The 22598-nt window shown below is 42.7% G+C and carries 21 protein-coding genes; 13 read left to right on the top strand and 8 right to left on the bottom strand.

What is annotated here, in order from left to right:
* Nucleotides 1–875: RagB/SusD family nutrient uptake outer membrane protein (locus B3E92_RS08030; protein ID WP_286896115.1), on the top strand; the 875-nt coding region annotated here is incomplete at its 5' end.
* A 59-nt stretch (nt 876–934) separates the two neighbouring features.
* On the opposite strand, the gene B3E92_RS08025 is transcribed toward B3E92_RS08030, so the two are convergent.
* The 4 genes from B3E92_RS08025 to B3E92_RS08010 form a co-directional block, all read right to left on the bottom strand.
* On the bottom strand, nt 935–1318 hold the full coding sequence (locus B3E92_RS08025) for a hypothetical protein (protein ID WP_286896112.1): 384 nt from the start codon (nt 1316–1318) through the stop codon (nt 935–937).
* Nucleotides 1312–2055, bottom strand: a complete 744-nt coding sequence (locus B3E92_RS08020) for a MauE/DoxX family redox-associated membrane protein (RefSeq protein ID WP_286896110.1) — start codon at nt 2053–2055, stop codon at nt 1312–1314. Before B3E92_RS08020 ends, B3E92_RS08025 begins: the two co-directional genes overlap by 7 nt.
* Before the next feature lie 385 nt (nt 2056–2440).
* A complete protein-coding gene (locus B3E92_RS08015; protein ID WP_286896108.1) occupies nt 2441–3559 on the bottom strand; it encodes a hypothetical protein in 1119 nt (372 codons plus the stop codon).
* Nucleotides 3523–4218 carry a hypothetical protein gene (locus B3E92_RS08010; protein WP_286896105.1) on the bottom strand — a complete coding sequence of 232 codons (696 nt, stop codon included), beginning with the start codon at nt 4216–4218 and terminating at the stop codon, nt 3523–3525. Before B3E92_RS08010 ends, B3E92_RS08015 begins: the two co-directional genes overlap by 37 nt.
* 365 nt (nt 4219–4583) lie before the next feature.
* On the opposite strand from B3E92_RS08010, the gene B3E92_RS08005 reads away from it, so the two are divergent.
* The 4 genes from B3E92_RS08005 to B3E92_RS07990 all read left to right on the top strand — a co-directional run bounded on the left by B3E92_RS08005 (nt 4584) and on the right by B3E92_RS07990 (nt 7271).
* Nucleotides 4584–5639: a hypothetical protein gene (locus B3E92_RS08005; protein WP_286896102.1), complete on the top strand. Its 1056-nt coding sequence runs from the start codon at nt 4584–4586 to the stop codon at nt 5637–5639.
* Between the two features lie 10 nt (nt 5640–5649).
* Nucleotides 5650–5958 carry a hypothetical protein gene (locus tag B3E92_RS08000; RefSeq protein WP_286896099.1) on the top strand — a complete coding sequence of 103 codons (309 nt, stop codon included), beginning with the start codon at nt 5650–5652 and terminating at the stop codon, nt 5956–5958.
* Between the two features lie 97 nt (nt 5959–6055).
* Nucleotides 6056–6595, top strand: a complete 540-nt coding sequence (locus B3E92_RS07995) for a hypothetical protein (RefSeq protein ID WP_286896096.1) — start codon at nt 6056–6058, stop codon at nt 6593–6595.
* Between the two features lie 94 nt (nt 6596–6689).
* On the top strand, nt 6690–7271 hold the full coding sequence (locus tag B3E92_RS07990; protein ID WP_286896094.1) for a hypothetical protein: 582 nt from the start codon (nt 6690–6692) through the stop codon (nt 7269–7271).
* An 85-nt stretch (nt 7272–7356) separates the two neighbouring features.
* Here B3E92_RS07990 and B3E92_RS07985 read toward each other — a convergent pair whose 3' ends face one another.
* From B3E92_RS07985 to B3E92_RS07975, 3 genes are all read right to left on the bottom strand, one after another.
* Nucleotides 7357–8577 carry a S41 family peptidase gene (locus B3E92_RS07985; RefSeq protein WP_286896092.1) on the bottom strand — a complete coding sequence of 407 codons (1221 nt, stop codon included), beginning with the start codon at nt 8575–8577 and terminating at the stop codon, nt 7357–7359.
* 121 nt (nt 8578–8698) lie between these two features.
* Nucleotides 8699–9325 (bottom strand): outer membrane beta-barrel protein, encoded by a 627-nt coding sequence (locus tag B3E92_RS07980; protein ID WP_286896090.1) that lies wholly within the window; start codon nt 9323–9325, stop codon nt 8699–8701.
* Between the two features lie 60 nt (nt 9326–9385).
* The gene (locus tag B3E92_RS07975) at nt 9386–10102 is read right to left on the bottom strand and encodes a hypothetical protein (RefSeq protein WP_286896089.1); all 717 of its coding nucleotides are present in this window, start codon (nt 10100–10102) and stop codon (nt 9386–9388) included.
* Between the two features lie 369 nt (nt 10103–10471).
* Here B3E92_RS07975 and B3E92_RS07970 point away from each other — a divergent pair, with 369 nt between their 5' ends.
* Nucleotides 10472–11014, top strand: a complete 543-nt coding sequence (locus B3E92_RS07970; RefSeq protein WP_286896087.1) for a hypothetical protein — start codon at nt 10472–10474, stop codon at nt 11012–11014.
* Between the two features lie 36 nt (nt 11015–11050).
* Nucleotides 11051–11578, top strand: a complete 528-nt coding sequence (locus tag B3E92_RS07965) for a hypothetical protein (RefSeq protein WP_286896085.1) — start codon at nt 11051–11053, stop codon at nt 11576–11578.
* A 260-nt stretch (nt 11579–11838) separates the two neighbouring features.
* On the opposite strand, the gene B3E92_RS07960 is transcribed toward B3E92_RS07965, so the two are convergent.
* Nucleotides 11839–12042, bottom strand: coding sequence for a helix-turn-helix transcriptional regulator (locus tag B3E92_RS07960; protein ID WP_286896082.1), 204 nt, complete (start codon nt 12040–12042; stop codon nt 11839–11841).
* Between the two features lie 309 nt (nt 12043–12351).
* On the opposite strand from B3E92_RS07960, the gene B3E92_RS07955 reads away from it, so the two are divergent.
* From B3E92_RS07955 to B3E92_RS07930, 6 genes are all read left to right on the top strand, one after another.
* Nucleotides 12352–13215 (top strand): AraC family transcriptional regulator, encoded by an 864-nt coding sequence (locus B3E92_RS07955; RefSeq protein ID WP_286896081.1) that lies wholly within the window; start codon nt 12352–12354, stop codon nt 13213–13215.
* A 387-nt stretch (nt 13216–13602) separates the two neighbouring features.
* The gene (locus B3E92_RS07950; protein ID WP_286896080.1) at nt 13603–16767 is read left to right on the top strand and encodes a SusC/RagA family TonB-linked outer membrane protein; all 3165 of its coding nucleotides are present in this window, start codon (nt 13603–13605) and stop codon (nt 16765–16767) included.
* A gap of 45 nt (nt 16768–16812) precedes the next feature.
* Nucleotides 16813–18288, top strand: a complete 1476-nt coding sequence (locus B3E92_RS07945) for a RagB/SusD family nutrient uptake outer membrane protein (protein WP_286896078.1) — start codon at nt 16813–16815, stop codon at nt 18286–18288.
* A gap of 19 nt (nt 18289–18307) precedes the next feature.
* Nucleotides 18308–19450, top strand: coding sequence for a DUF4859 domain-containing protein (locus B3E92_RS07940; protein WP_115047493.1), 1143 nt, complete (start codon nt 18308–18310; stop codon nt 19448–19450).
* Between the two features lie 80 nt (nt 19451–19530).
* Entirely contained in the window at nt 19531–20499 is a 969-nt protein-coding gene (locus B3E92_RS07935) for a hypothetical protein (protein WP_286896076.1), read from the top strand.
* A 22-nt stretch (nt 20500–20521) separates the two neighbouring features.
* A complete protein-coding gene (locus B3E92_RS07930) occupies nt 20522–22381 on the top strand; it encodes a DUF4859 domain-containing protein (protein WP_286896074.1) in 1860 nt (619 codons plus the stop codon).
* Nucleotides 22382–22598 lie beyond the last annotated feature (217 nt).

Here is a 22598-nt window from a genome sequence, read left to right as displayed (position 1 = left end):
TGGGTATTGTGCTGCGGAACAGTTCGGATTTTCATGAGCAATCTTATCGGTCATCCATAGCGGAGTGCTACGAAAATGTAATTACAGATCTGAAAGAATCTAGTCTTATGCTTCCTGAGAAAACCAGTCATGTCATGCGTCCCAATAAGTATTCGGCTTATGCTACATTGGCTCGTGCTTACTTATCGATGCAGGTCTACGATTCGGCCTATTATTATGTTGATTTAGCCCTAAAGTACAATGCTGACCTGCTCGATTTTAATAATTTATCGGAAGTAAAGATGACAGCGTCCTACCCATTTACGATTTTTAATAAAGAGACTATATTTTATGCTGAATTATTAGTAAGTATCAATTTGACAAGTTCGCGCGCATTGACTGATACCCTCCTGTATCGTTCTTATGACAGTAATGATTTACGCAGGTCAGCATACTTCAAAGTAGCAGCCGATGGAACGACTACTTTCAAAGGCAGTTACGCAGGATCTTCTAAAATGTTTTCGGGGATAGCAATGGACGAGCTGTATCTTATGCGTGCGGAATGCAATGTGAGAATGGGAAATGTAGAGGCAGGAATGGCAGACTTAAACCATCTACTCGGGTATCGCTATAAAACGGGCACATTTATTCCTTATGTGATAAAAGACAAAAGAGAAGCACTGGCTTTAATCCTAAAAGAGCGAAGAAAGGAATTGCTGTATAGGGGGCTAAGATGGATGGACCTAAAGCGGTTGAATGCAGAAGGAGGGGAGATTTCAATAACAAGAAAACTAAATGGGCAATTGATTACTTTACAGCCAAACACCAATGCTTATGCACTTCCTCTTCCTGAAGATATTATTAGATTGACGGGAATGCAACAAAATCCGAAATAAAGGAAATGTAGATACAAATAGGGGAGGGACAGTCCGATCGGACTACCCCTTCCTTTCATTTATCCCCTATTGATTGGAGTAAATGTAGTTGAGCTGCTGCCACCGGTTCTAGAAGGGATATAGTTTCCTCCAGAAGTTGCGGTAGCGCCAAGCTGAATCTTTGCTGGATTCAGCTGATCTGAAGCATTCAGATCAGATTCATCTACTACCTGAGAGCAAGCCATAACGTTTGCACTGTTACAGTCCTCATCATTGGGCGTGGTATTCCAACGCGAGGCATCTTTAACCTGATCCTCATCTTGAGGATTACCATGGAAGTAAATAGTTACAGGAGCTAAACTTTTTCCTGTATAAGCTTCAGCACCTTTAAATGCTGAGAAACCGATAATCATGGCTCCGCCTAATATCATGTAGCCATAATTGTTTAAAAATTTGGTTAGCATAATGCTACCCTCCTTTCTGTATTGCAAGCCAATAATTGATCAGTAAAGTTGTTGGCCTGCAAACTTTTGGTAAATAATTGTTGTCGGTACGGTTCTGTGTACCGATCGTATCTGTATGCCAGGCTGCCTACTATAGGCCTACTGACGCTGTCATATACTGGAGCATGGTCTATGCTGTCTGGCATATACCAGATTTCATGTGCTGGTTTAAATGTTGCGTTTTTATAGCTTACAATTCCTGTTGCTAGAATAATCGTTAGAAAGAGGCCAACAGCGGCCTTATTGCTTAAGTTGTTTCGGCCGTGAAGCAAAACCTTACGATTGAGTATTTGGCCTACTAACGATAGACCAAGAATAACGAGGTTAAAGATCAGATGCGCTGTCCAGGAGATATGACTGAGAAAGCTGGTACACATACACGGTTTCTTGTCAAATACATCAAGGACGCCAAGGGCAATATAAATCGAAAACAAAGTGATCATGATAGTCGATGCTATCCAGCCCCAATGCTGTGAACGGCGTGCAGGCAACCCAAGCAAAGCTCCGATGCCAATTTCCAGCAGCGGAAGCAGCCAGAAAAGAATTGGCGCAAGGATGCTAATGACCGGTTGTTGCTGCAGTGCAATATGAAATGCACTGAGCTGCCAGAGTTTTTCAATACCCACATAAACCCAAAAGAGAATCATCGCCGCCCGGAGGACTTTGTAAATCGTTGTATTGGTTTTGTTCGCTTCCATAGCTTTAATTATTTGTACAGCAGTACTTATTATTTTTCTCCGCTGTTTTATTCTTTCCAAAAACAGGGCGCCATACCTGTGCGCCCTGCTCGGGTACAGCGGCCTGCTTCAGCGTCAACTTCTACCTTTCGTACGCTTCAAAACAAAGATAGATCGGATAACAGCCGACCGTAGGGGTAGTAAATTGGGCATTTGAGCCGGCGAATACGGTTCTAAATAGCTGTAGGAATGGGGGCGGGGAATTGGCAACGAAATGGTCGCTATGGGTACGGTGCAGCAAAATAGCCCACAGAAATGATTTTAAACAGGATTTAAATCCCGGTCAATCCTGTTAGCGCAGGGGTAACGAGGGAAGACCCCTGCTTTTTAAAATTTGGATGGATTTTTATCCATTTAATTCGGGGAACTTTTCGTGTAGTTCATTCAACATGGTTTTCAGTACTTTGCGTAGGTGGACAGCAGCGGGAAATTCGCTGCCTCTGTCCATCTTTGTGAGGCTGTGTATCGAAAGCAGTATGCCTTCCTTGGTTTTAACAAGTTTCGAAAATTCTTCCGCAGCTTCCTTTTTCTCGGACGAGCGCATGACTTTGGCCTTCACACATAAATGTAGCCAGAGTTTGAGCTCCTTGCCATTCAGATTGCTATGGATAAACCGATAGGGAACAGCACTGGATGACTTATCATCTGCCGATTCCGTTTCAATATACTGGCACATCAGCATGAGCAGCGTGCTGCGGTTGGGATCATAGGCAAAGTCCGGGATGGCAGAGAAATGCTGCGGATACCGCAATAGATTGTCGGTAGCGGCCGGGTCAGCTTCGTAGAATTCCTTCCAGCGATTTAAAAAGCCGATATGGTTAAAATTAAAGTTGATCATCAAGATCAAAAAGCGAGAAGGCCAGTTTTTATGCTGACGCTCGTCCTGGGCCAGTTGTCTGAGTGCATCAATCAGCTGAACAAGGTATTGCTGATGATGATATTGCAGGTAGGGTATTTTGCCCCGCTGGAAAAGGCTTTCAATGGCGGAATGCACTTCATCCAGATAAGCCAGGGGAATCTGTTTATGCCTTAACCTCTCTAAAGTGTCTTCGAGGTGAAGATCTAGATATTGCCTGATGCGTTTTTCATGATGCTGCGGTAGCGGTGTCAGGGGATTGATATCTTTCTTAAATAAAAATTCTACACTTTCCAGTAGTTCCTCCACCCGATGAAGCGCGTCAAGTTCCTCGGGAATGGACAGATCGCAGCAGGTGTATAACACTTCATGCAGGCGAAGCAACTGCGTATGGTAGAGCTGTATGCCTCGAATCGCCTGATCGGCATGGGTATATTGCCGATGGAGGGCCAGGGCATCGTTCAAATGTTCGGTACAGGCAGAAGCAATTGCTTCCAGTTGTTTGGTGCGGCTGGAAGGGCTGATATGGGCAAAGGTCTCTATTAAAAGCATCAGGGGATATAAACTTGTGATCATTTGTACCTCCTTTTCATTTCTTTGTGATACCATGGCCAGCCATACACACCTGGATGCAGCGTCATGTTCAGCTTGCCGCCCTCTTTAGCTTGCTCAAAAGTCTTTGGATGTACCTCGACCGGAAATTGGTATTTCTCATCTTCATACGTAAATGACACCAATAATTCATGTATATCGCAGCAGACTGGGCATTTCTGGATGACTTCGGCCTGGATATAGACCGCTTTGGGACTATCGACCTTTTGGCAATTATTCATAATAAGGTTCATACGGATATACCAGGTACAGGCCAGGAGCATCAGTGGAAATTGGATGGCGTAAAGCGTAATCAGGTTGGCACGTTTCAAGAAAATTAAATGGGCTACCGCACAGCTGCCGAGGGCGATAGGGAAGGCATGTTTCAATGCTGGCTTGAGCGGCTGCGAACTGAGCAGCAGTTCGTAGGGTAAGCGGTCATACACCGCTATACTGCAGATCTGAATGCAAATAAAGAATAGAGCAAAAAGCTGGAGTACGACATGGTGGCTGCGGATTTCCAAAAAAGGGACCAGCAGGACTAGGACACCGATACTATATACCTTTAGGTAAAATGCCGACGCTAAAAAGGATCCATATACAGTTACCACAATCGCGATAAAAATCAGGATGTGATTGCGGCTGATCCGTCTGAAAAGATGCATGGGAGGTCTCATACGCAGGGCTGTTAAATCAATGATTTGATGTCAAGATAAAATTACCTATAACGCATGCTATTTGACATGAATAATATCTTTATTTCAATAAGCGTATGTTTTTAGCATCGAAGTCCTTTTTTCTGTAACGAGGCGTCCAATTTATACAATAAAGATGGTGTTTATAAGCTAAAAAGTTGTGTTGATGCGCATTTGGAAGGACACAAAAGGGTGGTTTACCTGTCTGATGGTACTGTTTAAAAGAAATAATGGCTAAATTTAGTATACGGAAATTTTTTTAATAAGAGATTTTTGGGAAGAATTAGCCTCACCTGCATTTATCTATCGATCAGTTCAAGGTTAATCGTTGAAATTAACAGTACATTATGGAAAGTAACCAACAGGTCAAGTATGCTAACGATACGGAGATGCACGTACATTATCCAGATTTCATCTGGGTGTGGATCGCTTCGTTTCTTTTTGGCGGCATCTGTTGGTATATTGGAGCGGTAACAGCGCTGTCAGTCTGGTTTGATAGCAAGCCACTGATCATAAGCTATCTATTTAATGTATTTATTGCTGCGGTAGCACTCTTTTATATACGAGCTGTTATCAAACTGTTGGACAAAAAGAAAAGCTGGCGAATGCATATGAGCGATCGTATCGGAACGCAGTTCTTTTTCTGTGTACTACTACCCACCGTATTTCTCTTTGGAATTATCAAACCTGTCGTTCCTCCAAAAAGTGAATGGATATGGCTGCCTTTATTGGTCATATTTCTCTGTATCCTGCTTTTTAACATGATCTATGCCACTTTTTTTTATTGGAGTTCTAATCAGAAAAGGGAATTGTACGTCGTCAAGCTGGAACGTACTTTAGAAAGGCAGAACAACGTAGCAGTCAACGCGGATGCGCAAATTGACGCACAATCTTTTGATTTGTATGATACTATAGATCCGGCATCGGTCGATGAGACCGTTAGGGAAACAGATGCTGTGGAGGAAATTGATCTGACGCTGCTCAAATCGATAAATCCGGCAGAGGAGGAGTTTGTGATCAACAACAAATACCTTACAAAAAAGATTATGTACACGGAGCTGGGTATATTTCTATTTGAGAAGACCAATAATACGCCTATCGTTAAGCTATACCTAAAAGAAGATATGGAAGATAGCAAAGGCTGCGAGCAGCGTAGCCTGAACGAAATTGTGCGCGATACCCACGGCTTTGTGCAGAAAATAGACCGGCATCACGCGATTCCATTGGACATGATCAAGGCCTGCTATCAAATGAAGGGCGGGCGGCTTAGGATCATTTTGCATGTACCTTTTGGAGATATCGACAGTTTTGTGGTTTCGCCGACCATTTCCCGCAGGATAAAAGATTGGGTCATGCTGCAGGTACCTATTGAAAAAGAGAATACAATAAATAATAACCTTTAATAGATTGATTATGGAAAGCATGAAAAGCAACACTTGGAAGTGCCGGGCCACAGGAAAAGTGGCATTTCCATCCCGGTTCGACGCCCAATATGCGATGTTCCGTTTTAAATTACGCTCGCGTGTCAAAAATGTCACCAATGGTAAACGCATCAAACACCGGATGGGAAAACCGGCTTGCCGTAGAGCCTACTATTGCAGGCTCTGTAAAGGATACCATATCACCAAATGGAAAAGGGATGATTTTGAGCGTTATAAGAAAACGGCCTTAACTTGGGACATTTCGTCCGTGATAAGCGACTGGAACTATTTATTGGAGTAGTGTAATAGTTCTCCGATTGTGTCACCTAGAAATCGAAAAATGAAATGTTTGCTGGCCAGCTAAGGTAATATTCTTTGAATTTTGATAAATTAGTAGGATGAGATATTTAATAGTCCTATTGTTAAGTTGGTTCACTTGCTATTCGGCCGCTGCACAAAACCAAGCGAAAGGAAATAGTGCCGGTAAAGATGAAAAGACCTATGTATTGGTGGCCAATAAGATCAATACCGATTTTAATTATAAATTGCTAGATGATTTTGAGCAGTCTTTTTCGGCATTGATCAAGGAAAACAACAGCCGTGAATTAGTATTCAATCCAGTAAATGGAAAATACCATTATTACAAGTTTATCGCCACCTATAAAGCAAGGGGGATCTCTCCAGATAGTGATCCGGCCAAGCCGGAGCAAACCTTCCACAATATCTTGAACATCAAAACCGACGACCAGCAAAAGATCGTAGATGGCTATCATTTTGTGCTCGAATGGAACGAGAAGCCGCTATCTTATTCCTTATTTAGGATGAAAGCTGCCGATTTGCTCTTAAAAGAAGGCCTATCATTGAAGCAGCTGAACCTCAAAAGAGTGACCGATAATACGGATTTTGATAGCGATGGTAAGATCAAACTGTCGAGCTAGTAAGGCATGTCAGATATTCATTGAAAGGAGAAGAAGAATTGGATAATAGCGCAAGTCCTCGAATGCTTTACTGATGCTCAAATAAATAGATGATATGGGATTATTTTTTAAACCATCAAAGAAACAGCTACTCATAGACAGGAATGAGATTTTTAAAGAAGTGGGTGTTCCATCATTATTAAAAAATGGCTTTGAAATGTCGCTCTTTGACAATGACTGCAATGGGAAATTTGACTCTGCTCATCAAGAGTTTAACTACAATTTTTGCCGCCTTTCTAAAAAAGGATATTTAGAATTGCTGTATGTAACTATTAATAGCAACGAAAATAGCATACGTTTTTACATGTGTATATTCAAAATTGTTCCAAAAATTGATTCTCTGATTTCGATGAAAGGAACAGACGGAATGCAATTTTATATGACAGTTAGTAATAAGACTAAATATATGGAATTAAGGTGTGATGATTATGAAAGTTCACCCTTATTTAATACGCTCTTTTTACCAGCGTATACAATAGGATGCTATTTTACTAAATCTGGTTATCAAAGTAGACTTCAAAAACTAAAATATTTGGTCGAATCAGATATGACGAATATTGATAGTTTTGTAAAGAGATGGCACAAGCTTCATCAACCTATCCATAAGGATCTGGATGGGAATAATATCGGTATGTAACCGTAAGAATTGAAACATACCTTAATCGAGAGGATTGTTTCACTTAAAGTCAAGAAACTAGGCAGGGGCGAATATAGTCCTGAAACTATTTTGTACTATTCCCTTGGGGCCAAATGCTCATCAACGCCTCATCTTTTCCTTTCATATAATTCTCGATCGTATACTTAATATCGATATCCGGTTTTAAAGGTCCTTTTTTTCCTTTCCATACTTCCCAGTATTTCGTGGAGTAGGCAATCACGATGCCTGATTTTGGTAAACTGAATCCCCTGACTTCTCCGTAATGATTGATTGAACCACTGGTTTCTTCACCAATAAAGGTTGCATTAGAATTTTTCTTCAGTTCAACGGCATTCATCACAGCAGAAGAGAAGGTATTCTTGCCTATCAATACAAAAAAGCTGTCTTTTTTATTCAGGTAGCTGTTTTTGATTTGGTCAATAAATGGTGTTAAAATACCGGAATTCCCACCGTTGTTATACCTTAGATCCAGCACAATTTTATTGGGATGTTCGGTATTGATCAACGTGAACAACTCCTGATTGAATTGATCGAAAGACTTAGCCGGATCTTCCCGGCATGTCGTATAATTAAAATAAAGGATTTTATGAGCAGCGTCATAATCGTACCAATAGTTTCCTGCTTTCTTTTTTGATAGTAGATTGACTGTACCAGCTGTTAGGTTTAATTTTTTTAGGTCATTGCCTTTCGATGACGTCAATTTTATCTTACTGATTTTATTGTTCCGGTCAACAAATGTGAATGCAGCTTCTTTGTCTGAATCGATGATGCCAAGACCTTTTAAAAAAGCCGGATTGTTGATGAAATGGAGAAGATGATCATTGAAATACGAACGGTTTTCACTTAGGATAGCCTCCTTAAACAAAGCATTAATCTGTTTGAAACTGTGATTATTGATTGCTACTAATTTTTTCCCCAATAACGATGCAAAAGCTGGATCTATAGCTGTTATGTAGACTTCATCGTTAAACATATCCAACTGAATGGGAAGTATCCGATTGAATTTTGCTTCAACAAATGTATGCTCATCTTTTATACTTACCATAAGCTTGAAGAGCGCTACGGTGAAGGTCTCATAATTCAACGAATCAGCTTTGCTGGCAATGTCATCTACGAGCTTCTCAAAGGTAGCTTTTGTGGTTTTGGCAAATAGGTTGGTATGTTTGGCAGGCAATGTTCTTTTTAAAAAATCGAGGTCTTCAAGAAAGTCGGCTTTAGTCAAGGTCTGTGCAAAGCCGAAAGTAGAAACCAAAACAAAGAGGATTGTAAATAGTATTTTATTCATGATCATTTAAATGCAACCTGCGGTAAATAATAGTATAATTTTAGGTTTTCCTGTTTATAAAGATATAAATTTTCTTCAGTAGAGAAAATGGCAGAAGAGGCTGTTTAATCTGTGATTTATATTAATCCTTGGCAAACCTATAATTTAATCCAACCGCAATTCCCAAAGCCTGCACGCGATCATAATTTCTTCCCGATTGGAAAGGGATGGGTGAGTACATTTTGTAGTGTGGCGACAGCAAGACAGCAAACTGTTGTGATAATGGAACCTTTGCGCCTAGTCCAATATGGAAACCTATGCCATGCTGCTTGTCTACATAACTATTTGCGTTCTGCTGGAAGTGTAACATAGGCCCTGCATTTGCGTAGAGATATTTCAAAAATTTTACCCTGGCGTCTAAAGGGATTTCCCAAATAGAAAGGTCTGAGGAGTATTGCATCCGCTCCACCGATGGATCGACTATTGCCGATGTTGTCGTAATGTTCTGATGGGAATAACCCAGACCCACACCAAAAGACCATGTTTCATTATAGTGATAGCCTACACGGAGCAATCCGGCTATATAATTCTTACTGTCGTCGCTACCGGCTCCCATAAGGCTCTGCCGCGGTCCAATAGTACTCTCTGCTAGAGGAGTAAAAGAAAGTTCGATCTCATAACTGCCACTATTGTTTTGCTGCGCGTAAAGTGCGGTTCCTGATAAAGTTAATAGGGAAAAAGATATCCCGGAAAGTAATTTTTTGAGCATATGAATATCGGGTTATAGATTTTATAATTGTTTTCTCTTTTTAATTGGCGCTAATTCTCACTAGAAATCTAACTGATAACGTGTAAAGCTTCCTTTTTCAGAATTAACAGTGGCGGCCTTGTCGAATTGTAAGGGGTTCGGTCCATTATAGCCTTGCCATTTTAATACAGATTCCATATCGGCAGGAATGGTTACCCTAACGATGGTATCCAAATCACGAGGAACAGGAGCGATAGAAAAACCCGTATTGGATTTATCCGGACCATAGCTAACCGAAAGCATTTTCAAATCGAGTTTTTTGACATTTTTGAGATGCAACTCCATTTCGCCCCTTTTAAACAGCATTATTCGTTCATCAGTTGGCGTGTCATACTTGAGCTCGTCCAAGTCATAAGAAGCTACGCTTTGATAGGAATCTGGATGATATGCATTAAGATAATAACCATTCTTTTTGACGCTAACTATAAAAAAGCCATCTTCGGATAGGTATTTGCTGGCATCAAATCGAAAACTATATTTGCCTTTGGTATCTGTCTTTGTTTTCCCCAAACTTATAGATGGTTTAAGGAACGAACTGTAATATTGGAAAGAAATTCCTACTTCTACATCAGATAATAATTTGTTCGCAGGAGTATCCACAACAACTCCCGATAGTACAATACAATTCTGCGCACAGGTTGTGCCATCGCGCTCATCTTTTTCGCACCCAAATAGAAAGAATGGTAGGATAAAGAGCAACCATTGCCCTTTATTTACTTTTTCAAATATGTTCAGCATAATAATGTAAAATAGATCAGTAAGAAGTCTTACAGGAAAATCAATAAAACTGCGCATTTCGTTAAAATAGGTCTTTTCATAATTTATTTTGATACTATACTATTGCAAACGGAAATAATATGCGTAATGCTACAAATTTAATAAATATAAGTTAATAGTTCCCCCTAGACTTTAAAAGCTGCATTTTGATCACATATGATTAGGCATTTGCGCGGATAATGTCTCCCAATTGACCAATACATGATACGCGATTGGAAAATTTATTGGAGTAGCGTAAAAGTTTTCCGATTGTGTCAGCTAGAAATCGAAAAATGAAATGATTGTTGGCCAACTAAGGTATTATTCTTTGAATTTTAATAAATTAGTAGGATGAGATATTTAATAGTCCTATTGTTAAGTTGGTTTACTTGCTATTCGGCCGCTGCACAAAACCAAGCGAAGGGAAATAGTGCCGTTAAAGATGAGAAGACTTATGTATTGGTCGCCAATAAGATCAATACCGATTTTAATTATAAATTGCTGGATGATTTTGAGCAGTCTTTTTCGGCATTGATCAAGGAAAACAACAGCCGTGAATTGGTATTCAATCCCATAAATGGCAAGTACCATTATTACAAGTTTATCGCTACCTATAAAGCAAGGGGTACCTCACCAGATAGCGATTCGGCCAAGCCGGAGCAAACCTTCCACAATATCTTGATCATCAAGACGGATGACCAGCAAAAGATCGTAGATGGCTATCATTTTGTGCTCGAATGGAATGAGAAGCCACTATCTTATCCCTTATTTAGGATGAAAGCTGCCGATTTGCCCCTGAAAGAAGGCCTATCATTGAAGCAGCTGAACCTCAAAAGAGTGACGGACAATTCGAATTTTGATAGCGATGGTAAGATCAAACTGTCGAGCTGGTAACGTTTAAAAAAGTTAAGAATATCTTAGAACAATCGTATGGAACTGGATAGCCTTTACATAAGTATTAAAATAGAAAAATCGAGATTAAACGAGTATTTTTCTTCTAAACCGATTTCCCCGAACAAAGATGATAATTGGTCGCAATGGTGGGAGAGCCGGCAGATGTACAGCAAAACAACTTTGGAAATTATTCCAAGTTATTCGCAGGCGCGCATTCGTGAAGTCTTCGATAATCTGCTCAAGGATCAATTTTATGGTGCGAAGGAGTACTACGATGAGGAAAAGCAACACTGGACATTCGCCGTACTGAACTTCAGTGAAAACTATCTTGAAATATTGCCGATGCTGGCTCTTTTAAAACAACTGGAAGGCTTTGTTTCGGAGGGTTATGCCCTGATTTTTGACTGGATGTGGGGTGGTGATACGGTGATGGCCTATGTTGACTTTATCGCGGGAAGTGCCTTGCTCGAAACGGTTACGGAATCTTATGCGGTCGAGCTCAAACGATTTGAAGAAGCTAATCAAGGTTTACAAACGCTGGCTGAAGAGCTGGGGGCTGGATAGCAGCAAGCAGTGGCTTCCTTAGTCAAGGTTTGTGAAACACCAAAAGTAGAAGCCGCAATAAAGAGGATGGTAAATAGGAGTTTATTCATGATCACTAAATTCTTTTCTATAGTTCGATCTGTTTTAATTTAGCTTGAAAAATTTGAATGGATCAGTTTTTTTTAGATAGTTCTCGTCATAACTAAATGAATAACCATGATCAGTCTCAAGGAGATATCCAGCTAAATCATCATGAAAATATATTTTTGCTTCGCGTGCCATCACTCTCTAATTTGATCAATTACACCAACTTCTTTGCCAAATAACGCCAATATGTCGTTTACTTTGTCTAAACGTAATGTTTTTTTTCCTTGCTCGAGATCGCGTACAAACCGTAAGCCGACACCAGCATTAGCAGCTAAGTCTTCCTGTGTTAGCTTCAATTCTTTCCGTTTCTTTTTTACAAACATTCGTAGTGAATCCATAATTATACCCTTTCTGATATAAATATAGTGAATATTTTTGAATTATACTACATCGGGTATAAATTATGTGTTTTATATATTTTTTATACCCGTTCGGGGTGGAAATTTTAAAATCGATATTGGGGATTTTTGGTTTGCGAAGTTCATAATGACGTAAAAAAAATAATATCTATGAGGTTTTAATTTACGTATGTGCAAATTATAACCTAATATCACCTTATTTTAACCTCTTTTAGTTAAGCATTGTAATACTAAATTGGCTATGGTATATTTAGTGTCATATTGACATTTATTTAAATCTAAATTGTTATGAAGCCAGTTCAGTTCAAAGTTCCTGCTCCTCAGGATAAATCGATCTATATTCAAGAAGACGTGCTGGATAAATTCTATCCGCATATGCATCGTCATGAGGAATATCAATTAATCTGGATTAAAGAAGGCATTGGCCAGCTCCTCCTTGACGATAATGTGCATGAATTTCAACCCGGTGACATTTTTCTATTGGGGACAAACCAGGCCCATGTGTTTAAAAGTTTCATTGCAGGTGAAAGTGTGCGGTCTGTCTCCTTATTTTTTAGCGCGAAAGGAGCACTGTCTACCATGGCTACCATGCCCGAACTTCGAAACCTGCTTGATTTTGTGCATAAATGCCAGCGGGGGTTTAAGGTTCCGCCGAAACTTCAGGGGCAGGTGCGCTATTATATTGAAATACTGCAAAAGTCCGACTTTCTGGACCAGCTTGTCAATTTTTTTTATTTGTTAAAATCACTCAGCAAAGTATTTACTGAACTGGAGCCCCTTTCGGGTGTACAATTGCCCAAAAGGGAAATCTCCAAACCTTTCCGTATTGAAAAGCTATGTAAATTTTTGGAAGAGCATTTTAAAGAGAATATCAGTTTGGATGAAATCGCTGAAAAAGCAAATCTGACACCGCACGCCTTCTGCCGCTATTTTAAAAACTGTACGGGAAAGACATTCATCGCCTATTTGAATGAACTGCGTATCCGCGAAGCCTGTAAATTACTGGGTTTAGGAAGGCACGATTCAATATCTTTAATAGCCTATGATGCTGGCTTTAATAGCATCACTAATTTTAACCGTGTTTTCCGAAATATATTAGGAGTATCTCCTAAGATATACGTCCGCAACTACCGGAATTACCTATACGATTAATGGACTTTTTAGTCGCTTTAGGCTATTTGATCTCATCTGGCCAAAGGTCGCTCAATTTCCTGCGCGATTTCGGCGCTGATTCAATTCCGTCTAATCATAACAGGAAAAATACTTCTGCTATGGTTAGACGGAATTGCTTTTTTATGCACTATGCCGCAACCCTACACCTCAGCAATAGGCCTCTTTTTCTTTTGTTAAAATGTTAGAACGAGTGGGTAAGATCTGACCGAAAACCGCTGTTTCGAAGCACTAATTTTGTTACAGAAAGAACAACTAATCAATTTTTTAATATACTGTAGCCGCCTTTTTTAGAAAGGAACCGCGTTTATCCCAGGGGTAGATGTGTGGTCGACGGTATGTTAAGATGAACACCTGCTTAACGAAATTATGACTATGCATGAAAACCTTCCAAAAAAATGCTTAACGGGTATTTTTATGTTGCTGCTGTTGGTCTGTCAACAGCTGTATGCGCAACAACAGAGAACGGTCACGGGGATCGTTAAAGACGAAAAAGGCACACCTTTGTCTGATCTGAGTATTTTAGAGAAAGGCATCCGCAATGCCACCAAAACGGATGCGGATGGAAAATTCAGCCTACCGCTTAAATCGGCAAATCCAACCCTGATTTTTAGTTACGTCGGTTTTGTACGGCAGGAGAAACAGCTGCGTGCCGGCGAAAATACAGTTCAGATAACGATGAAGGAAGATGGAACGGGGCTGGATGAGGTGGTCGTAATGGGCTATCAGGATGTACAGCGCCGGAAGACGACAGGAGCTATTGCTACCGTAAAAGGGAAGGATTTTGAAAATACGCCCTATGCAACCTTCGATGCCATGCTGCAGGGACGCGTGGCCGGTCTGACCGTGTTGAGCACATCGGGTGAACCCGGTACCAATAACATTGTCAACATCCGCGGGACGAGCAACCTGGGTCTAGCAGACAACCAACTGCAGGCGCCCTTGTACGTGATCGATAATATTATTTACGACGTGAGTGATATCCGGTCGGCTTACGGTAATGCAAGTCCGTTGCAGGCCATTAATCCCAACGATATCGAATCGGTTGATATCCTGAAAGACGCTTCGGCATCGGCCATTTATGGCGCCCGTGCTGCCAATGGGGTCATTATCATCAAAACCAAACGTCCGGCGCAGGGTAAACCCGAAATACGGATCTCGGCATACAATGGGGTTTCCAGCCGTCCGGCCATGAAGCCCATCACCGTAGGAGCCGCAGAGCGCAGGCTGAAAATGAATCTGCTCTATCAGGGTGGATCGTATGACTGGTTCAATAATGGGTCCATTAGCCCCATGCTGACAGATAGTTTAAATCCGGCCTTTAACAACAATACCGATTGGCAGGGTCTTTTTCTGCAGTCGGCCAACATCAACAATGTCAATGTGAGTATCGGTGCCACCATGGAGAAATTTTTATACCGTTTCTCGGCACAACGCTATTATGAGCAAGGCGTAATGATGGGCTTTGAAAATGAAAACCTAACGCCGCGCCTGATGTTACAGGCCAACCCGACGGACAATTTCCAATTTGAAACCAACTTGTTCGCAGGATTTACTAAAGCAAAACATGGTTCGGGTGACGATACGAAATATCCATTTAGTACTTGGGGATTTCCTTCTTCTTTCTATCAGATTACAGACGTAGATGAGCAGATCTATACCGGGCGCTACGATGGCATGATGGACCGCGATAACTCCTTCAGCTTAAATGGAAATTTCGCCGGAACACTCAAAAAGTTTCTGATCAACGGCCTGACCCTGCGCTCGCAGTTCTCGTTTAATGTCAATAACAATACCCGCGATCTCTTTCGTCCCGTATTGCTTACAGGCTACAGAAACTTTGCACAGAACTGGACGAACCAAAATAAGCGCTGGGAATGGGAAACCTATTTTAACTACATCAAGAGCATTCAGAACACCCATAATTTTAGTGCCGTTTTGGGAACCGGTATCGAACGCAATACCTCCAATAATAATTTAATGTCCGGCTATAACGATAATGGAACTTATGTGAAAACCGTAACCGGTATCCCTTCCGGGCCGGATCTCTATGCGACGACTTCCATTAGCGAGCGCTCACGCGTATCGGTATTCGGTCGTTTTGGCTATGATTATAAGGACAAATACCTGCTTTCTGCAAGTTACCGGATGGATGCCTCGTCGCGTTACAGCAAGGATAACCGCTGGGGTATTTTCCCGTCCATATCTGCCGGCTGGGTACTTTCGGAAGAGCCTTTTTTCCAGGGAGCCAAAAATGCCATATCCTTTTTCAAAATAAGGGGTAGCTATGGTATTACGGGGCGCGATCCGGGTTCGTACTACGCACGCTATACAGGACTGACTTTTGATGCATCTTATGCAGGATCGGTGCTGGAAAATGGTATTGCCGGTTCGGTACTCTCGTATAACGGTAAACCGACAGTATCTCCTAATTATGCGGCGGCGGCAACATCACCGACGATCCGATGGGAGCGTTCACCGCAGTTTAATGCCGGATTCGATATGAACCTGCTGCACGACCGAGTTACGGTAACTGCCGATTTTTATGTGCGCGACTCCAAAGAATTGGTTTACGATCTGACGATGCCCGCTACTTCAGGATATAGCACCGTCTCCAATAATTTTATCAGCGTGAGAAACAGTGGTGTGGAAATGACGATTATCTCCCGAAATATGGCTCCTTCGTCGGCATTCCAGTGGACGACCAATTTCAATATCGCTTACAATAAAAATTATGTCACCAGCCTGCCTGACGGTGGAAAGGAAATACAGGTGGGGGATGTATGGATGCAGCGTGCACTGAATGTAGGCCAACCTATTTTTCCATTCAAAGTATGGGATGTGGATGGGGTATATGCAACCGATGCAGACGTACCTGTTGATCCTTTGACAGGAAAAAGACTCACGCATTTTAGGGGGAATTTATATCAGGCTGGCGATCCGCGCCGAAGGGATGTCAATGGGGATTATGTGATCGATTACAACGATAAAATTGATATGGGTAATCCAAATCCTGACCTCGTAGGCGGTTTTATCAATCAGTTCTCCTACAAGAATTTTAGCTTATCCACACTCGTGAGTTTTGTATTTGGACGCTCCTTGTGGAACGGTTACCTGTCGGATAAATTACAGGATGCCGGTTCATCTACCTTGTATAATACCTGGGGTACCAATTCGGCTATTGCAGGGGATTTTAAGCCCAGCGACTTTTGGATGAAAGACGGCGATCAGACCAAATACCCGACTTTGTTTCGCAATACGGTAGACAACTGGCACATCGCCAACAGTACGTTTGTCGAAAATGCCAGTTTTGTACGCCTGAAAAATATTCAGCTGAGCTACACATTCCCGCAGGCCATGATTAAGAAACTTAAGTTGAAAATGCTCCGCATTTATGGGGTGGTGGATAATGTGGCTGTCAAGTCCTGGTCTTCCGTGCCGGACCCTGAAGCAGTGGAAGCCAATGGTTATTCAACGGGTAATGGATATCCGATCCCGAAGAAATGGACAATAGGCTTGGATGTTACCTTTTAATCATGTCAGTCCCATCGCATAACGGTGGCTTAAAATTATTTAGAGATGAAAAGAAAAATATTGTTTTTAATGCTGAGTGCTTTCATGTATCTCGCTTCAGGCTGCTCCAAGTTTCTGGACATTGAGCCTGTCAGTTCGGCAACCGACGAGAACTTCTGGAAAACGCAGGAAGATGCCAATAGCGCAACCAACGCCATGTATGCACTGCTGCGCAAGGCCCTCAATCAAGCCAGCGGTATGGCTTACTATGCTTATGGCGATTTGCTAACGGACGAGATTACTTCTTCGACCAATACAGACTTTAATCCAATTGTCAATATGCAGCTCAACACAGCTGTAGCAGCTTCGGAAACTTGGCGGCCCGCGTATCAGCTGCGGCGCTATGATGTCTTTTATCAGGCGATTGATCAGGCCAACCGCGTGATCCAAAAGCTCCCTAAGATGGATGAAAATGCCTTTGACAATGTATCGACCAGGGATTACTATATCGGCGAAGCTTACTTTGTGCGTGCATTTGCCTATTTCTATATGGCGAGGGTATGGGGAACAGTGCCGATTATCACAGAGTCTGTGGTGCCCATCGATGCTGTAAATCTCCCAGCAAGTAAAGAAAGTGATGTGCTGGATCAGAGCCAGGCCGATTTAACTAAAGCTTTGACTTTACTGAAATGGAGCAATATCGACCAAGATGATTTTGCCCTGCGTGCAAATACCGGGGCAGCGCTTGCCCTGCAGGCGCATCTGAGTGCATGGCGCGGTGAATATGCGGACTGCATCGAGGCCGCTAAATCGGTATTGGAAAGCGGCGAGTATTCTTTTGTGGGAAGGGATAGTTTGAACTACCGTAGTATTTATCAGGGAAAATCCAATGAAGGTATTTTTGAAATCTCCCAAAATAGTGAAAACGAAGGCACAAGCTCGGGAATAGGATACTTTTCGCTAGCCGGGCCTTATTTTCGGTCTTTAACAGATCCAATTTTAAGAATCAGTCAGGATTATATTAAAACGCTCTTTAAAGACAGCAACGATAAACGATTTAAAAGTGTGTTTGATATTGCTTATAACAGTAACTATGCGCTGTGCACAAAATATGCGAATGTTAAGTTTTCGAGTAATGCGTCAAATGCCAATGCGATATTTAAAAATAACATCATCATCTTTCGCTATTCCGACATTAAGCTGCTTATGGCAGAGGGATTGGCCGCAACGGGTAAAAATAGCTCCGCAGAAACCATCTTAAATGAAATCCGCACGCAAGCTGGACTGCCTGCCTACACAAACGAGGAACCGCTTATTGAGGCCATCTTTAGTGAAAGAGCGCGCGAACTGTTTCTAGAAGGTCATCGCTATTACGATCTCGTGCGGTTGTATAAACACTTCAATGTCTATAAATTTCCGGAAGGCAAAATGACCCAGGCGCAATTTAATGCGAAGAAATACCTTTGGCCATTTGATCCATCGTTGTTGTCTACCAATCCGTTGCTGAATCAGACACCATACTGGGGAACTGTCAATATGTAAACCACTAAACCTGAAAAAAATGAAAACCTTATATCGATTTGCGTTGCTGCTGGCTTTTGGACTGACCGTGATCGGTTGCAAGAAAGCAGCTTATCTGACGGATGACGGCCTCCATACAGCCGAAGTCAATCTGTCTACTTACGACTATCTGGCGGCTCATCCCAATGGGATGTTTGATACCCTGCTGCTGGTGATTGACCATTTTAAACTCAAAGACGAAATCAACAAGGCGAAAACCTTTTGGGCGCCTTCGGATTATTCGGTCAACCGTTATTATAAACAGAAGGCAGACTCTGTAAAGTATGTGGACGAAAATGCACAGTATTCTTTTGACCAGTTTCTCAACGAAATCCCTGTAGATTCGGTCAGGGCATACATCTACAACGATGCCCCTTACAATTTGGAAACGGCCAGCACAGCGTATACGACGATCAGCAATGCGGCCAATGTGGGTGGATTTTTCTATCATAAGCAAAAGCAGCCCAAAGCAGCCTGGTCCTCACAGCCCGTTTATTACCTGTACTACGTGAAAGTGCGTGGCGAGGCCGATCAGATCAGTCCAGACGGTATTGTGACGGTCAAAGAAGATGATCAGGCGGATATGCGAGTATATTGTCAGACAACCGGGATAAAAATGGCTTCAGGAACAACGCTGAATGTATTGGCCAATACACATACGTTTATCGGCGATTTTGTGCCGCGGATCCTCACGGGGCCTAAAATTGTAGAAACTGGTGCTACACTGACTTTTACCTACGACCTGAGCATTAAATACGATGCCGCCGGTTATACTGGCACCACAGTAGACGTTTTGCTTCCGCGTTTAGCACGCTTTTATGGCGTAGAGAGTGGGGCAATATCCGCATTGGTAGGCAAGGACATCACCTATTATGCCGTGCAGCCTGATGGTAACTTAAATGCAAACAGTACCGCGAACGCACCAGGACACTGGTTCGATGCCAAAGGGCAGACCTGTTCGTGGGGTGCCGATGCACGCATTGTATCTGAGCTGGCAACCTCAACGATGACCTTTAATATACTGCAATATCCAGGGCAAACAACGGTGGGTAGTACCTATACGGTACGACAATCCCTCGTGTACAAGTCGAAAACAAAGGGTGATTTGAATGCTGTTTTTGTATTCAACATTAAGATCAAATAAATTATGAAACTAGCTGGATGGATTCCGCGGCAGTGCTGAATCAACCGGATGGTTTCGTCACACATGAAAAAATAAAACAGATGAAAAAACGAAGTTTTATAATCGGCTTAGCAGGTTTATCCCTCGGGCTATTGGATTCCTGCAAGAGTGATCAAATAGGTTATTTAAGTGAAAATATACGCTATAATGTGGAGAATCTGCAAGTCAATCAGGGGGCAGTGGTGTACACGGATGCCATTGTTGCCAATGGAAGCACAACCCCGCTGACCGTAAATCTGCTTGCGGTAAGGAACAAGGAAACCGGCGAGCTCTCAACAGAATTTTCAAAAGAACATGAGATATCCACCTACCTCGCTGAGATCACCTGGCGGGATACCACCCTGGAACTGTTGAATGCCAAGATCGGCAAGGCTAAATATCCACCGATGATGCTCAATGCGACCGGTGGTCGCGTGGGTTTTACACAGGCGACGCAATTTGTGACCCCGGGACAATACACGATCGATGTGGAGGTGAGCAATGTCGCCGGACAGAAAAAATTTAAGAATATACTGGACTTTAATGTCATCGGTGCTAAGAAGGAAGATATTTTATTTAAGTCGTGCACGAGTTCAGACTACGGGGCCGAATCCAATTTTCTACCGTATACAGACTATGAGATCGTCGTAGAGCATCAGGCGGAAGGAGAAAACAAAATTGTATATCAATGGGAAGATAAAAACGGCAAACCCTTCAATCCTAAAAAAGGCGAGGTCATCAAACGTGGGGACCGGCCGACATTCAAAAATTGGTCGCCTTACTATCCGGAGGAAGTTACCGATACGGGCTTGGTGTATCGCTATCCAGATGTTTCGGGTCTGGTGTATCCCATCATGAACGGTACTTATGTAGGCACAGAATTTTGGTCGGGCGATCCTATTTCTTATTATCGTATTGTTGGTACGGCGACTACGCTGGGACGTAATCTTAACCCCGTATCGACCATTAAATTCTACCGAAGTGGTACCTATACCGTTCGCTTCCGTTTTTTGACCATTACACATAGTTGATCTCTACCTATTAAACGCTCAAATGATGAAAAGTATCGTATTGCATAAAGTCCTGCTGACGCTGATTTCAGCACTTGTTTTCCTTTCGCAGGGATGCAGCAAAAAAGAAGTAGCGCTTCCTGTCGAGGAAGAGGTCACCACGCCGCCCGTTACTGTGGGAACAGATTCTTTGAAGATTTATAAGCCAAAGGAATTTGAAGGCATGGATTATAACGATAAAGGGAGCAAATGGTCCTATTCGCGGAGCCGTCAGTCGGAGCATTTTATTGTGTTCTGGGGGGCAAGCTACGGGAAGAACGATCCCAATGCGAACACCGTACCTGAAGAATATCGGGTGGATATTGATGATCTTTTGGCCAAGGCCGAACAGTTCTACGCATTGAACGTCGGCACGCTGAAGTTTGCAGAACGCAAAGTGAACCGATCCAATCTGGATAAATACAAAATGATGATTTTTGTGCACTATACGACAGAATGGATGGCGTATGGCGGCGGTTACGACGATACAATAGGGGCACTGTGGATTAATCCGGCGACCTGTAAACCGGTGGGGTCTGTAATTGCCCACGAGATCGGGCACAGTTTTCAATATCAGGTATTTGCCGATTTGAAAGGCGGACATGGATTTCGTTACGGCTACGGCGGAACCAGCGGCAATGGGTTCTGGGAGCAGACCGCGCAATGGCAGGCCTACCAAACCTATCCCGCACAGGCATTTTCGGGAGCCGATTTTCCCGTCTATACCGAAAATTATCATCGTCATATTCATCACGAGAAATATCGTTATGCCAGCTATTTCATCCATTGGTATTGGACCAGCAAACATGGGATCGATATGATTGGCCGCATCTGGCGCGAAGCTTTAAAACCCGAAGATCCGGTGCAGGCTTATATGCGTATAACGGGTATCGATGTGAAGCAGTTCAACAATGAGATCTATGATGCGGCGACCCACTTTGTGACCTGGGACCTGAACAGCATCCGGGAGTATGGGAAGAATTATATCGGTAAGCTGACGACCAAATTTACGCGTCAATCCAACGGTAGTCTTCGCGTTGCCTATGATCGTTGTCCGGGCACTACGGGGTACAATGTGATTCCGCTGGAAGTTCCGGCTGCGGGAACCCAGGTTTCGGTAGCTTTTAAGGGACTGCCGAATGCTGCTGGATTCAACCCGGTGGATGCCAGCCGTGCCGGATGGCGCTATGGCTATGTGGCATTATTGAAAGATGGCACGCGGGTATATGGTGACAGGACGGAGGGCACGGAGAATACGGTCGCGTTTACTGTTCCGGCCAATTGTAGCAACCTCTGGTTTGTCGTCACAGGTGCCCCATCTGTTTACCAGCCACATGCCTGGGATGATGACGACAGCAACGATAAGCAATGGCCTTACGAAATCAAAATACAGGGTACAACGGCTACGGGATACAATGAGGTGAGCAGTCAGCCGAAAGATATCGCATTGAATTATGACTTGAGCTTCCCGGCAGATGCTACAGGGTATTCGGGTACGCAAGTAAGCGTCAATGCAGCGCAGCTAGGGGAGGCCTTGGCCATACCTTCGGCAGACCTGGCGGGTTTGATGAGCAGTGGAAAAATTAAGTTCTATGCCGTGGAGCCGAATGGAAGTTTAAATCCCAACAATACGGCCACGGGTTACGGGCATTGGTTTACGCCTGCCGGGGCCGTCACCAACTGGGGCGCTAGTGCGGGCTTGTTTTCGGAATTTAACGCAAGTACGATAACGTTCTCGATCGGACAATATCCGGGAGCTCTGGCAGCTGGAAAGAAATATACCATTAAGCAGGCACTGGTGTATACGTACGAAGGAGCGAAAACCGTGCAGGCGACGTTTACATTTAATGTGAATGTGAAATAAGAGTTAGTTGGAACCGCTAGATTAGGTGATGGTTCATATGTTTATGTTTATTTAAGTGAAGGCCACGTCGGGAGATGTGGCTTTTTTAACTGTTGACTTTTTCATTTTCCTAAGTCCAAATACGGTCATCATTGCATTTTCCATGCTGTTTATTCCGAAAAGGGTAATAAGTTTGCGGAGGAGATAAGGAAGGAGTTCTAACGACCTTAATGCGACA

Origin of the sequence: Sphingobacterium sp. UBA6317 (genome assembly GCF_002440385.1) — a bacterium.
Taxonomy (GTDB): domain Bacteria; phylum Bacteroidota; class Bacteroidia; order Sphingobacteriales; family Sphingobacteriaceae; genus Sphingobacterium; species Sphingobacterium multivorum.
Note: the sequence above shows the minus strand (reverse complement) of the source record. Positions and strands in the feature narration are given on the sequence as shown.